This window comes from Methylocella silvestris, from assembly GCF_002891535.1.
GTDB classification, from domain to species: Bacteria; Pseudomonadota; Alphaproteobacteria; order Rhizobiales; family Beijerinckiaceae; genus Methylocapsa; species Methylocapsa silvestris_A.
Genome location: NZ_PDZR01000025.1, coordinates 1 through 11,555, shown reverse-complemented (window position 1 = coordinate 11,555; position 11,555 = coordinate 1). Strand labels below are relative to the sequence as shown.

Below are 11,555 nucleotides of genomic sequence, written 5' to 3'. Positions count from 1 at the left end.
GCCTGCCGACGACAGACGCGGGCGGCGCCGTGACGATCCACCAGCATGTTACGGGATACCAACAAACGCCAAAGGACGACGGCCGACAACTTTTGACTCAAAAAGCGCCTAATACGTTGCAATTACAGTCATTTATTGGCTCGAAGCCAGCGCGATGCGCGACGGCGAGACCGCGTGGACGCGCTCTGGCGCATGGCAACCCCGCCCAGCGAAGGCTTGAACTTGCCAATTGAGCCATGTAACGGCAATCTCCGCCTCAACAAGGACGTTCAGCGGGCATAAGCCGGAACGTTCTCTGGTCGGGCGACGGGATATGGGAAACTCCAAAATCATGATCATGGACGGTGAGCTCGCCAACGCCGGCGAGAGGGACGACGCAGCTCTGCTCGGGCTTTCGTCGGAACTTCTCAACCGCCGGTCGTTTCTGTTCGGCTCCGCCGTCAGCCTCGGCGCGCTTGGGCTAGCCGGTTGCGCGACGACCGACGACCTGGTTCGCGCCGAGGCGGCGAAGCTCTACGGGCCCGTGCCTGACAAGAAATTCCCGATTCCGGCGGTTGACGTCAGCAGGGTCGATCCGAAATATTATCGCCGGACGGTGAGCTACGACACCAAGGAAGCGCCCGGCACCATCATCATCGATCCGGCCAATTACTATGTTTACCGCGTCGAAGGCGATGGAAACGCCACCCGCTACGGCGCCAATGTCCCCCGCAAGGGATTCCTGTGGACGGGCGACGCTTACGTCGGGCGCAAGGCGGAATGGGCGACCTGGACCCCGCCCAAGGAGATGATCGCGCGCCAGCCGGAAGCGCGCAAATACGCCGGCGGCATGCCGGGAGGTCTCGACAATCCGCTCGGCGCCCGGACGCTGTATCTTTATCGGAACGGCGTGTACACGGTCTGCACGATCTACAGCACCAGCGACCCCGAGTCGATCGGGACCGGCGTCACGAGCGGCTGCACCGGCCTCCTCACGCAGGACATGATCGATCTCTATTCGCGAACGCCGGTCAAGACGAAGGTGATCATCCTGCCGGCATAGGCGACTGGGTAAGTTTCCCCATCCAGGCGCGCGGCGGAGCCAGGCGAAACATCGCCGTTCGTCAGAGTCATAGCGATTGTGGCGCGCTGCGGCCAGTTGCCGTGCGTCGGCGCAACGCTGCTTCGAACGTTCGCTGCCTAATTGTTTTCCCCAAATGCGGACCGACTGGAATCGGCGCGTTTGCGCCCGCAGGACGTTCGACATGTGTCCGTCGTCGGCGGCAACTCGCGGCCTGCGCGGCGGCGGCAGAGCCGCAGGTCCTTGCCGGCCCCTTGCCGCATGCGCCGCCGCCGTAGTCCGGCGCATCGCCAGTGATGCGATCCAGAAATCGGTACACGCGCGCCCACAGCGCACGGATGCGCCAAGCCGGTGCGATCCGGCGATTTCGACCGTTTTCTTGCCCTCGGAGACCTCGCCGATCGCCCTATTTCGTCTCTTGGACGATTTTGGACAACCCTTGGACGGCGCCCATCTCGCAACTCATTGATCCAATATCGTTTGGACAGCTTGGACGGCTCGTCTCTTTTTTGAGCTGAAGAAGAGAAAGACGAGGGCATGCGCCAGCGCTCCGCGCTGGAAGCGTATGGCGTTGGTCGTGGCGAGGGGCGGGATGAAAAGAACCGCGAAATCGATCCGGCTGCTGACATAGTGCTTACACGACCGAGAATTTGAAAGATCGGGCGTGGCCTGAAATGAATAATAAAGTTATTTCAGTATGTTAGGTGGCGCGCAAGAGGGATTCGAACCCCCGACCCCGTCATTACGAATGCTGGAACGGGGTCATTTCACGAAATTGCGCGAATTTCTTAGATTGTCTTAACTGCTGTTTTTATGCCGTGTTCAGGCTAAGCCAGTTTTCTCGGGCTTGACCCTTTGAAATGCCCTCGTTTGCCGCGCCCTTCTCTGCGCCCGGAGAGAAGCCAGGATCCCAGTTCCTCCATCCTGTGTCGCGTTCGGTGTGGAACAGGTCCACGACTATCCCAAGTTGTTTGCTGCAAACTCGAAATTGAATATAATTAACGTGGAGCAATTACTGCGTCGCCATCCGAGCGAATTTCGCCATCGTGCTGCTTGGCATCCGGTCGCAATATATTTCGAATGCGGACGTTAAGGCGTCATGGGAGCTTAACCTTTGCGACGCCTTACTCTGTTCCTCAAAGGCAATGTCGATCTTTACGACTCGCTTCATTCCTGCCGCATCGGCGGCAAATTGTGCTGGAACGGTGTCAATGAGATCGTCCGGACACGCTATCCTGGCGTATCGATCCGCATGAGGCATGAGACTTCGACCAGCTCCGAGGCGCTGCTTGAGGCGACTGGCTCGGTTCCAGTAGAACTTTCTGATTGCAGTGCGCCGCTCGGCGCCTATCCGCTCGAGAGCCAGTTCAGCACAAAGGTCTTTGAGACCGACGCCGATGTGATCGTCATGTCGGTTATGCCGGAGATCGCCACAAGGCTGGTCCGGCATCAGCGTGCAGGCTTTCCGTTCTACCCGAACAGCGCCGGAAGCTGGCCGGCGCATGAACAGGAATGGCTTAGGCGGGAGTTCGTCGAGACCGCCCCGCTCACGGTCGAGCAGTCGATGGGTAATCTCGAAAAGATTGTCGATCGAATCCGGGAGCGCTCGCAGGCGCCGATCCTGATCTACAATCTCTCCTTTGTCATGCCGGGTGAGCATATTCACTGCCATCTGGGGCTCGACGAGGTATTCTCTACGGCCGTCCGCCGCTTCAATCTCGGACTGATCGAGCTTTCTGCAAAGACCGGCGTCTCGATCGTCGATGTCGACGCCGTGCTCGCCCGCGCGGGCGCGGATGGGCTCAAGATCGATGCGATGCATCTTTCCCCGGAAGGCTGCCGCCTCGTCGCCGAAGATGTTGTCCGCATACTTTGTGACCTCGGCCTGTTTGAAGCGGACGCGCCGCCGACCGAAAGAAGGCTTGACGCATGCGAGCAAGCGTAATCGTCCGGTCGCGGAATGAATCTGCGCGGCTGAGGCTGACGCTAGCCTCGCTCGCCTGCCAGAGCGAACCTGCCGAGATCGTCGTCGTCAATGATGGATCGACCGACGAAACGGACGCCGTTCTGCACGCCGCCTCAATTGAGACGCCGCTGGTCCGGATCGACCATGAGCAGGCTCTCGGCCGCTCTCTCGCGGCAAACGCCGGCGCGCAGCGCGCGAGCGGCGACATTCTCATTTTTCTCGACGGGGACACGCTGGCTGCGCCCGATTTTGTCGAGCGTCATCTTGCCGCCCACAGCAAGCGCGGCGGCGTCGTCGCGCGCGGCGAAACGCTCCATTTGCGCCAGACTCGAGTCTTCGCCGATCCCGAAACGGGCTCTCCCATGCCCGGCGAAGAGGCAAGGGTCGCCGCCATGCCGGAGCGCGAACGCGCGCGCAGCCGCGTCACCAAGGCGGACATCAGCCGGAATTTCTCATCGATCGAATTGCGCGCGCAGCCGGGCATCTATCCTGGCGCAGGGCCGCGGCGCCTCTACGACCTCGAAATGGAGGCCCTGCAGGCAGAGACCGACTGCGGCGTGTTATGGGCCGCGGCTTCCGGCTCGAACCAGTCGGTGGCGCGCTTGGCCTTCCTCGAAGCTGGCGGCTTTGACCCCGAGCTTTCGATCAACGAGCATCGCGAGATCGCCTTGCGGCTGGTCAAGGCGGGGCTGCGGATGGCGCTGGCGACAGGCGCCCGCTCATTTCACATGATTCACCGCAAAGGCTGGCGCGACCCGCTTGTCGAGAGAGATTGGGAAAAACGCTTCTACCGGCTGCATCCGATTCCCGAAACTCCGCTTCTTGCTGTCCTTTGGGCGAGCCTTGCGGAAACGTCCGCTCTTCCGGCATATGCGCGTATCCGGTCCCTTCCGGATCTCTTCAGAGCGGCGCGGCGCTGCGACGGCGTGGTCGGAATCGAGGCGGTGCGGCGGGCGCATCTGGCTGCCAGCGAGCGGGAAAGGGCCTTTCTTGAATAACAGCCTGTTCGTCATCCGGGCGAGCGTTCCTGCCGAGGAACAGGCCGCGCTCTCCCTTGCGGCGCTGCGGGTCGCCGACTGTCTTGCCGCAGCCGGCGCTGACGCTTGCCGCCTCGACTGCGCCTTCGCAGACATTGACGCGCCGCCGGACGTCCCGGGCGGAAGGGAACTCTTCATCGCCTCGCTTCTGCCCGAGGTCGAGCGTTTCGCTGAGCCCTGGAATGAGACTGAAACAAGGTTGCGGGCGCGCATGGGCGAGGCCGCGCGATCACATGAGTTTTTGTACCTCCTAACCGTGTTCCGAAGCGTTCACGAAGGCGACGATCCCGCGCTTGCAGCGGCGCGGCGCATCCGCATCCGCCGGCTAAATCTCCTCGCCGCCGATGTGTCGCGCGAGACTGGCGCCCTTGTCATCGACGTCGATCGGGCGCTGGCTGATGTCGGTGCGCGCGTGCTTGCGACTGATTATCGGCTTAGCGGCGTTTTCGCGGCCGAGGCCGTTGCGCGCTGCGTCGCTGGCGCCTTGTTGACCACAGCATTCGACGACCACGTGGCCGCAGGCGCTATCGAGGCGGCGCGGGCTCATCTTGCGAGCCTTCCGCCGCCCTGGCCAAATGAGGCCTCTGCTCGCGCACCCGCCGCCGGACTCAACACGCTGTCCATGCGCGTCGGCGGCTTTGCGCAGACGGTGCAGACCTTCGGCGAATCTGAAAACCAGGCGGCCCTTTATCTGCGTGCGCTGGCGTCCGGCAAGATCAGCCCGTGGGACGCGCTGGGACGGTTCCGCACGGCGGTGGAGCGGCGCGGCCTGCGCAACTGCGCGGCTCTTGCCTGGAACGGCGCGGCGCATCTTGCCGCCAGAAGCATGGGTCGCGGCCGGCGGGGGCGCGCGTGACGCCGCGCCAACAATTGCGCACCATGAAGCTGATCCGGGCCTTTGAAACCGCGCTTGCGGTGCGGCGCGACCACGGCTTCCAATTGCTGTCTTCCGGTGAGGAGGCTGTCGCCGTCGGGCTGTGCGCGGCGCTTGGCGCGGCGGATCAGCTCCTGACCGGCGGTCGTTCGATCGGTTTTGCCCTGGCGCGCGGGCTTGATCCGCAGAGATTGCTGGCCGAACTGCTCGGCAAATCGACGGGTCTGAATGGCGGCGTCGCCGGACGCGGCCATGTCAATGATGCGGCCTCCGGATTTTTCGGCGCGCATGCCGTGGTCGGCGGCAACCTGACCATTGCGGCAGGCCTTGCGCTGGCGCGCCAATTGGCTGGCGAAAAATCCATCGTGGCGGTCGCTTTCGGCGATGGCGCCTGCGGGTCCGGCGCGCTGCACGAGGCCCTGAACCTCGCCGCGATCTGGCGCCTGCCTCTGGTTTTCGTCTGTAACGACAATCAGCTTTCGGTGTCGACGCCGCGCAAATATGCGCTGGCGCCCGCGCACCTCGCCGATCTTGCAAGGCCTTATGGCATTCCCGCCCGGACAGTCGACGGAATGGACGTCGAGGCGGTGGCCGATGCCGCGCGCGAGGCAATCGAGACTGTGCGGTCCGGGCGCGGGCCGGCCTTCATGGAATGTCTGTCACTGCGCTTTGCGAGCCATTCAACGACGGCGCGGGAAACGCGAAGCAAACCGGAGCTCGAAGCGATCCGGGCGCGCTGTCCGATTCGCGCCTTCGAGGCAAAGCTCATCGCAAGGGGCGACCTCGATCCGGCGCAGGTCACAGACCTCGATCTGGCGATCGCCGCGGAGATTGCGGCCGCCGCAGTTTTTGCCGATGCGTCGGCGCCGCCCCGTCTCGATGAAGCGCTCGCCAATGTCTGGTGAGAAGCCCGGAAAGCCAAACACGGAGCGGCTGTTCTTTCGGGAAGCCATCGCGCGCGCCGTGCGGGAGGAGATGCGCCGGAACGCGCGTGTAATCGTGCTCGGACAGGACGTCGGCGCCTTTGGCGGCTCCTACCGCGAATTTGATGGCCTGTTTGCGGAGTTCGGGCCAGCGCGCGTGCGCGACACGCCGGTCGCCGAAAATGCGATGGTGGGCGTTGGGGTTGGCCTTGCCGCGGGCGGTTTTCGCCCGCTGGTCAGCATCACCTATATGGATTTTCTGATGCTCGGCCTTGATCCGCTGTTCAATTATGGCGCCAAGCTCCGTTTCAAATCCGCTGGACGGATGACTGCCCCTCTCGTCGTCAAGACCACGGCGGGCGCCAAGGGACAGGGCGTCGCCCATTCCCAATGTATCGAATCCTGGCTGATGGGCGTGCCGGGCCTGAAAGTCGTCGCCCCCTCAAACCCCGCCGACGCCTATTTGCTGATGAAGGCCGCGCTGCGCGAAACCGGCCCTCTCGTCTATGTCGATCACAAAAGGCTGTTTCCGGGCGCCGGCGACGTTCCGCTCGACGAGGAAGTGGGCGCAATAGGCGTGGCGCAAATCCTCCGGGCCGGAACTGACGTCACGCTCACCGCGCATTCCTTCATGGTCCGCGTCGCGCTGGAGGCGGCGCAACGCCTCGCCGACGACGGAATCTCCTGCGAAGTCATCGATTTGCGCAGCCTTTCGCCGCTTGACGTCGAAACGATCGCAAGATCGGCGCAGCGCACCGGCGCGCTGCTCACGCTCGAAGAAGGCCAGCTGACATGCGGCGTCGGGGCGGAAGTTTCCGCGCGGGTGGCCGAGCGGATCGGCCCCCTGCGCGCCGCCCGCGTCGGCCCGCTGCCCGCGCCCGTGTCGTCAAATCCCCTGCTCGAGGCTGCCGTGGTCCCGGACGCGGGGCGCGTCGTCGCGGCGGCAAAGGCCTTGCTGGGCGCGCGCTTTGCGGCCGCCGCCGAGGACGCAATCATCACGAACGAGGGAGGCGGAGACTGATTTACAAGATTGTCGTTCCAAGGGTCGGCGAGGACGTCGAGGAGATTCGCGTGCTCGAATGGCACGGCGAGCCAGGGCGCCGCTTTGAATTGGGCGAACTCATCGTCGAGCTCGAAACGCACAAGGCGCTTGTCGAGATGCGTTCGGGCCAGGCCGGCTGGCTGCGCGCCATTCTCGCCGATGTGGGAGAATGGGCGCAACTCGAGAGCCCGATCGCCCTGATGAGCGACGAGGCCGGCGAAGCGCTGCCGGAAGACCCCGCCGCGGCGGCCATCCTTGCCGTGGATTTCACGGTGGATTGAGGGGCGCCGCCGCGCCTGGAGCATGTCCCGTTCAGGTGGAATTATCTGAACGATAAGGACATGCTCCAGCTCGTTGATGTGAGCGATTTCTTATCGATCACATGATTCCATGTGACCGGAAAGCGCTCTATGCGGCCAGCACATGCAGGACCTCCCGGCGCAGGAGTTCCTGCATCTCCTCGCTCTGATGGATGCCATCGGACAGATGCCGCGCGCCGCCGATCTCGGCCGCAATCGCATCGACGTCGAGAATGCCGACGTCACGCGTCGCGGCGAGATCGTGCAGCATCAGGTTCAATTCCTTCCCGGCGACATAGGCAAGCGTCTGCCCGAGCGGCGCGTCGAAAGGCGCATAGCTGATGATGTCCTCGCGCCCAGAGGTCGACATGCGGTTGACGATCAGGAGACGCGCGCCGGTCGCCGCGGCGACGGCGTCAGCGAGGCGCGCATAGTCGTCAAGCATGTCGGAGAGCGCGCGCCGCACGGGTTCAAAAGCAGATCTGAGCCAGCCGCGAATGGCTGGCCCCGCGGCCCGCGCATTTTCCGGCAGAATATCGATGTGGTAGCCAAGCTGCTTGTGCCGCAGGATGGATCGTGGCTCGGCGCTTGCTGACATAAGGATCCGGACCGCGGGCCTTGTCATGACGATCCCGTTGCGGTCAAAGACGGCGTGGCGGTCGCGGAGCGGCGAATCGCCAAGTTGCTGGAGCAGCGCGCCGGCGAAAATCAGATCGGCGGGCTGCGGCGCGGCGCGCCCGTCGAAAAGACTGCGGCTGAGATCAAGGCCGATCTGCCTTGCCTGCTCGGGCGTCCGGCCGAGCTGTTCGAGAAGAATGGTGGCGCACGGTGTGAGCGGCTTCTCCGACACATGCACAATGTGGGCGGGAAAAGCCGACGACTCGAACAGTTCGATAAAGGCGGAGCGCTGGCCGCGCACGAAACCCGTTGCGTCACAGAGGCCAAACGAGAGCAGAGTTGGCGCGTCCCCGATTTTATCCCCCCACCAGGCGCGGGCGCGGGAATAAAGACCGGGCAGCAGAGCGGCGCCCGCGTCGAGGGGCCAGCCTATGCGCCGACCGGCGAGCAGCAGCAACCGCAGCGGCGCGGATCGCGTTTCGCGCGGCGCCCCTGCCGCCAGAGGCGCATCCCCCGGATCGCCTTCGATGCGGCAGGCGATGTCATCCGGGCGCCAGGGTTCGAAAACGCGCTGGTCGAGCAGGCCGCCGGCCTCCGACGAGCGGAGATCGAGATGCCCGCTAAATGGCGCCGCGAAGACCGCCTGAACCACGTCCTCGCCGGCAAAGCCCTTTCCGCCAAAGGAGCGTAGCGCGGAAGGATCGAGGGCGAGAGAGCAAAAGCCGATCGCTTCGCCGGCGCGGCAAAGGCTGCCGTTCTCGCGCAGCCAGCTGATGGCGGAGCGCCCCGCTTTCACGCCGAGCGATCCAAGGACCAAATCTGTCGTCAGTTCTGCCGTCATGGCTGACTGGCCGACCACATCTGCGGATGCCACAGGATCGCAGCGACGGTCAGGCGCAAAGGTCGAGCGATCGTCTGGCTGGCGTCATCGTCGGGTGCGTCGCTCAAAACGGCGATTCGCGCTCCAGGCGCGCATGTTTCCCCGCCCGCGACGATCAGCTTTTGAAGATGCGCTTTCTCGCGGGTGACCAGCCTGTAATAGGAAATTGGCGGACAATTCTGGGATGCGACGTCGCCGAGATTGATGCTGAGATCGAGCAGTTTTCCGGTTTTGACCTCTTCGCCTTCCGCCATGTAGACGGTTTCGATGCGGGCTTTTGTCATGTTAGAGATGATTTTGGGGAGCAACAGTTCATAAAGCATTTTTTCTCCAGCCGCCGCGCCGGCTTCATATTGATCGCAAGCGCGATTGTTGGGCGCCTCGGGCTTTTTGTCGATCGCAACCGCGTATTGCGTCGCTCGATTCTTTCCGCGTCAGGCCGTGACGACGTCAGTTTGAGGCGCGATTTTCCATGAAGGGACCCGGGCCCGTATTTGAAGAACGCTACCGCACAGCGCGCGAGGAGAAAATCGTTGCCATGCTGCGCCTCGCGGGATTTGCCTTTGAAGCGGATGACAGCCGCGCCGAGCAGCAGGTCCGCGACGCCCTCGGGGAATGGATCGCGAGCGGCCTTCCCTTTAGCGCGGACGCGGCCGGCGGACGGCGCTTCGATCCGGTGGAGGTCATTCATTTCCTGAAGCGGCGCGGGCTTGAGGGCCGCGACCTGTTCTGGGAAAGCCATTACGTTGAGACCGGGCGCCGCCTCGTGGCCGAATTCGCCGCGGCCCCCGGCGATAGCGTGGAATTGACTTTACGCCGCACGATCGCGGTGACGGCTCCTGCCGGCAAACCGATGCGATTGCGCGCCCCGGCGCCGCTGGCGAGCGTCGATGGCCCTGCTCTTGTCGTCGAAAAGGCGGTGGCTGAAGGCCTCGACGACCTCCGCCTGACAGTGAGCGAGGGGCGCCTCGAAGCCTCCGGCCTCTCGCGCGGCCAGGGAGAAGCCGTCATGAGCGCCTCCTATAGGTTCCCGCGCGGTTGGCAGTCGGTCGATGCGCCCAACCCGCGTCATCTCGGCCGGCGCGAAGGCCTGATCGTCGTTAGCGAAGCGATCGAAGGCCTCGCGCGCCGCCTTGCCGGCCCCTCGCCGCGTCCCGAAAACGCCCTGCGGGCGTTCTGGACCTATATGTTGTCCGAATACGCCTGTGGGCCGATCCATTATGACCAGCTCGACCTGCATGCGCCCTGCGACTTTGTCGTGCGCGCCGGCTGGTATGATTGCCAGCTCGGTTCGGCATTGTTTGCCGCGCTTTGCCGCGCAGTCGACATCCCTGCCCGGCTCATCGGGGGCTATGTGCTCTATCCCAGGGCGCCGACCAATCATTTCTGGGCGGAAGCCTGGATCGGGGGGCGGGGATGGACCCCTTTCGACCTGCTGAGCTGGGATCTGTCGCGCGGCGGACGCGACGCCGATTGGAGCGACCGATTCTTCGGCTGCATTGACGCCCGGATGGTCGTCGAACGGCTTCCGCTCGAATTCACCGGCGCGATCGGCGCCAAGATTCCAGCGGTCTGGCGCGTTCTCCAGACGCCAGCGGACAGCGGCGTCCGCATCGACCTCGAGGGTCTCGACGGCGTACGGGTGACGCGCGATGAGATCGGCGTCCGGTTATGGGACGGAGCTCGGTCCCCATGTCATCGCGACTGAGGTCTCAGAGCACGAAGGCGCAACCATTGCTCCCCGCGACCTCGATCTTGCCGGGCTCGAAGCAGAATGGCTCGAGCCCACGACGGATCTCCAACTCGCGCCGACGCAGAAGCCCGCGGGAAATCGAAAGCTCGCGGCTCAGCATCTGATGATGATCGTCGCTCCACGTGTTGGCCCCATGGCTCGCGTAAAGATAAAGATGGGGTTGTTCGCCGACGTAGCCAACACGCCCGCGTTCGAGCAGCGCCTGTGCGAGGACGAGATCCTCGCCGCGCTGCGCGTTATCTCCCGTGACGGGATAGCGCGGGGTGACCGAACGGCGCGCCATCAGCGTTCCCGGATGGCCGCCCGCTGGCGTCGCTCTCCAATTGATCCAGCGCAAAACGTTCGAACGCGGGAAATATTGCATCACGTCCTGAAGGAACACGGCGTCGCAATCGCCTTCCACCAGGGCCGAAAGCTGCGTCTCGATGCGGCGAGGATGCGAACGGTCATCGTCATCCCATTGGCAGACGACGGCCGCCACGGCCGCCTCGAAGCTGACGTTGCGAAGCGCGCCAAGGGTAAGATCGCCCTCGGGGGCAATCACGCGAATGGAGGGGTCTTCGAGTGTCGCCAAATGATCGCAAACGCGCCGGCGTCCCTCCACGCCGCGTCCGTCGAGGACGACGATCAGCGTCTTATGCGGATAAGTCTGCATGCGATAATCGCTGACGCTTTGCTGAAAGAAGGCGAAGCGTTCGGCGACAGGGAGGCAGATCATCAAACAAGCGACATTTATCATTCACATCGACCTGCGGCGCTAACTCAACCCGAGCTGGTTGGGAATAGGTCTGGCCAAATAGTAGGTTGGGGACTGAGTGAGGTCCATAAGTTCATTGCGGCCGCCACCAATTCTTTGAGCGCCAATCGGGGATCGCTCCCAGAAGACGGACGAAATTAGGACCGCCGAGCCACGCCTTTTCGACGAGCGTGCGTTCAAGTGATGGGTTCGTCATGGCCCCGGAGGTCTGAAGCTCTTTGGACTTGCCCCGGAAAAATGGAGAGGTTTCCTGAGATTTGAAAGGAAACCGCGATGGGGAAGCAGCAGCGCCGTTTCACGGCGGACTTTGAAAAGGAAGCTGTGCGGCTGGCGACGACCAGCGGTC

General features: G+C 63.6%; 11 protein-coding genes and 1 tRNA gene. 8 read left to right on the top strand and 4 right to left on the bottom strand.

The window, feature by feature from the left end; genetic code table 11:
* The first annotated feature begins 331 nt into the window (after positions 1–331).
* On the top strand, positions 332–1,042 hold the full coding sequence (locus tag CR492_RS17100; protein WP_102844974.1) for a L,D-transpeptidase: 711 nt from the start codon (positions 332–334) through the stop codon (positions 1,040–1,042).
* A gap of 723 nt (positions 1,043–1,765) precedes the next feature.
* Here CR492_RS17100 and CR492_RS20865 read toward each other — a convergent pair.
* A tRNA-Thr gene (locus CR492_RS20865) sits at positions 1,766–1,841 on the bottom strand.
* 333 nt (positions 1,842–2,174) lie between these two features.
* Here CR492_RS20865 and CR492_RS17095 point away from each other — a divergent pair.
* Genes CR492_RS17095 through CR492_RS17070 form a run of 6 tightly spaced genes read left to right on the top strand, consistent with a single transcriptional unit; the run spans position 2,175 to position 7,183 of the window.
* On the top strand, positions 2,175–3,005 hold the full coding sequence (locus CR492_RS17095; RefSeq protein WP_102844946.1) for an SGNH/GDSL hydrolase family protein: 831 nt from the start codon (positions 2,175–2,177) through the stop codon (positions 3,003–3,005).
* Positions 2,990–4,024: a glycosyltransferase family 2 protein gene (locus CR492_RS17090; protein WP_102844945.1), complete on the top strand. Its 1,035-nt coding sequence runs from the start codon at positions 2,990–2,992 to the stop codon at positions 4,022–4,024. The genes CR492_RS17095 and CR492_RS17090 overlap by 16 nt, the downstream gene beginning before the upstream one ends.
* Positions 4,017–4,919 (top strand): hypothetical protein, encoded by a 903-nt coding sequence (locus tag CR492_RS17085; protein WP_102844944.1) that lies wholly within the window; start codon positions 4,017–4,019, stop codon positions 4,917–4,919. The genes CR492_RS17090 and CR492_RS17085 overlap by 8 nt, the downstream gene beginning before the upstream one ends.
* A complete protein-coding gene (locus tag CR492_RS17080) occupies positions 4,916–5,842 on the top strand; it encodes a thiamine pyrophosphate-dependent dehydrogenase E1 component subunit alpha (protein ID WP_210200261.1) in 927 nt (308 codons plus the stop codon). The genes CR492_RS17085 and CR492_RS17080 overlap by 4 nt, the downstream gene beginning before the upstream one ends.
* Positions 5,832–6,881, top strand: a complete 1,050-nt coding sequence (locus tag CR492_RS17075) for an alpha-ketoacid dehydrogenase subunit beta (RefSeq protein WP_102844942.1) — start codon at positions 5,832–5,834, stop codon at positions 6,879–6,881. The genes CR492_RS17080 and CR492_RS17075 overlap by 11 nt, the downstream gene beginning before the upstream one ends.
* The gene (locus CR492_RS17070) at positions 6,878–7,183 is read left to right on the top strand and encodes a lipoyl domain-containing protein (RefSeq protein WP_102844973.1); all 306 of its coding nucleotides are present in this window, start codon (positions 6,878–6,880) and stop codon (positions 7,181–7,183) included. Before CR492_RS17075 ends, CR492_RS17070 begins: the two co-directional genes overlap by 4 nt.
* 127 nt (positions 7,184–7,310) lie before the next feature.
* Here CR492_RS17070 and CR492_RS17065 read toward each other — a convergent pair whose 3' ends face one another.
* Together CR492_RS17065 and CR492_RS17060 are read right to left on the bottom strand one after the other, a co-directional pair.
* Positions 7,311–8,660, bottom strand: a complete 1,350-nt coding sequence (locus CR492_RS17065) for a hypothetical protein (protein ID WP_102844941.1) — start codon at positions 8,658–8,660, stop codon at positions 7,311–7,313.
* Complete coding sequence (locus CR492_RS17060) at positions 8,657–9,022, bottom strand: hypothetical protein (RefSeq protein ID WP_102844940.1); 366 nt, start codon at positions 9,020–9,022, stop codon at positions 8,657–8,659. The genes CR492_RS17065 and CR492_RS17060 overlap by 4 nt, the downstream gene beginning before the upstream one ends.
* 149 nt (positions 9,023–9,171) lie before the next feature.
* Here CR492_RS17060 and CR492_RS17055 point away from each other — a divergent pair, with 149 nt between their 5' ends.
* Positions 9,172–10,407 (top strand): transglutaminase-like domain-containing protein, encoded by a 1,236-nt coding sequence (locus CR492_RS17055; protein WP_102844939.1) that lies wholly within the window; start codon positions 9,172–9,174, stop codon positions 10,405–10,407.
* Between the two features lie 4 nt (positions 10,408–10,411).
* Here CR492_RS17055 and CR492_RS17050 read toward each other — a convergent pair whose 3' ends face one another.
* A complete protein-coding gene (locus tag CR492_RS17050; RefSeq protein ID WP_180982588.1) occupies positions 10,412–11,170 on the bottom strand; it encodes a glycosyltransferase family 2 protein in 759 nt (252 codons plus the stop codon).
* Positions 11,171–11,555 lie beyond the last annotated feature (385 nt).

Bases quoted from the DNA above. Each gene is read 5' to 3' on its own strand.
- CR492_RS17090 (WP_102844945.1), top strand. From the start codon at position 2,990: ATGCGAGCAAGCGTAATCGTCCGGTCGCGGAATGAATCTGCGCGGCTG.
- CR492_RS17065 (WP_102844941.1), bottom strand. From the start codon at position 8,660: ATGACGGCAGAACTGACGACAGATTTGGTCCTTGGATCGCTCGGCGTG.
- CR492_RS17060 (WP_102844940.1), bottom strand. From the start codon at position 9,022: ATGCTTTATGAACTGTTGCTCCCCAAAATCATCTCTAACATGACAAAA.
- CR492_RS17100 (WP_102844974.1), top strand. From the start codon at position 332: ATGATCATGGACGGTGAGCTCGCCAACGCCGGCGAGAGGGACGACGCA.
- CR492_RS17055 (WP_102844939.1), top strand. From the start codon at position 9,172: ATGAAGGGACCCGGGCCCGTATTTGAAGAACGCTACCGCACAGCGCGC.
- CR492_RS17075 (WP_102844942.1), top strand. From the start codon at position 5,832: ATGTCTGGTGAGAAGCCCGGAAAGCCAAACACGGAGCGGCTGTTCTTT.
- CR492_RS17050 (WP_180982588.1), bottom strand. From the start codon at position 11,170: ATGATCTGCCTCCCTGTCGCCGAACGCTTCGCCTTCTTTCAGCAAAGC.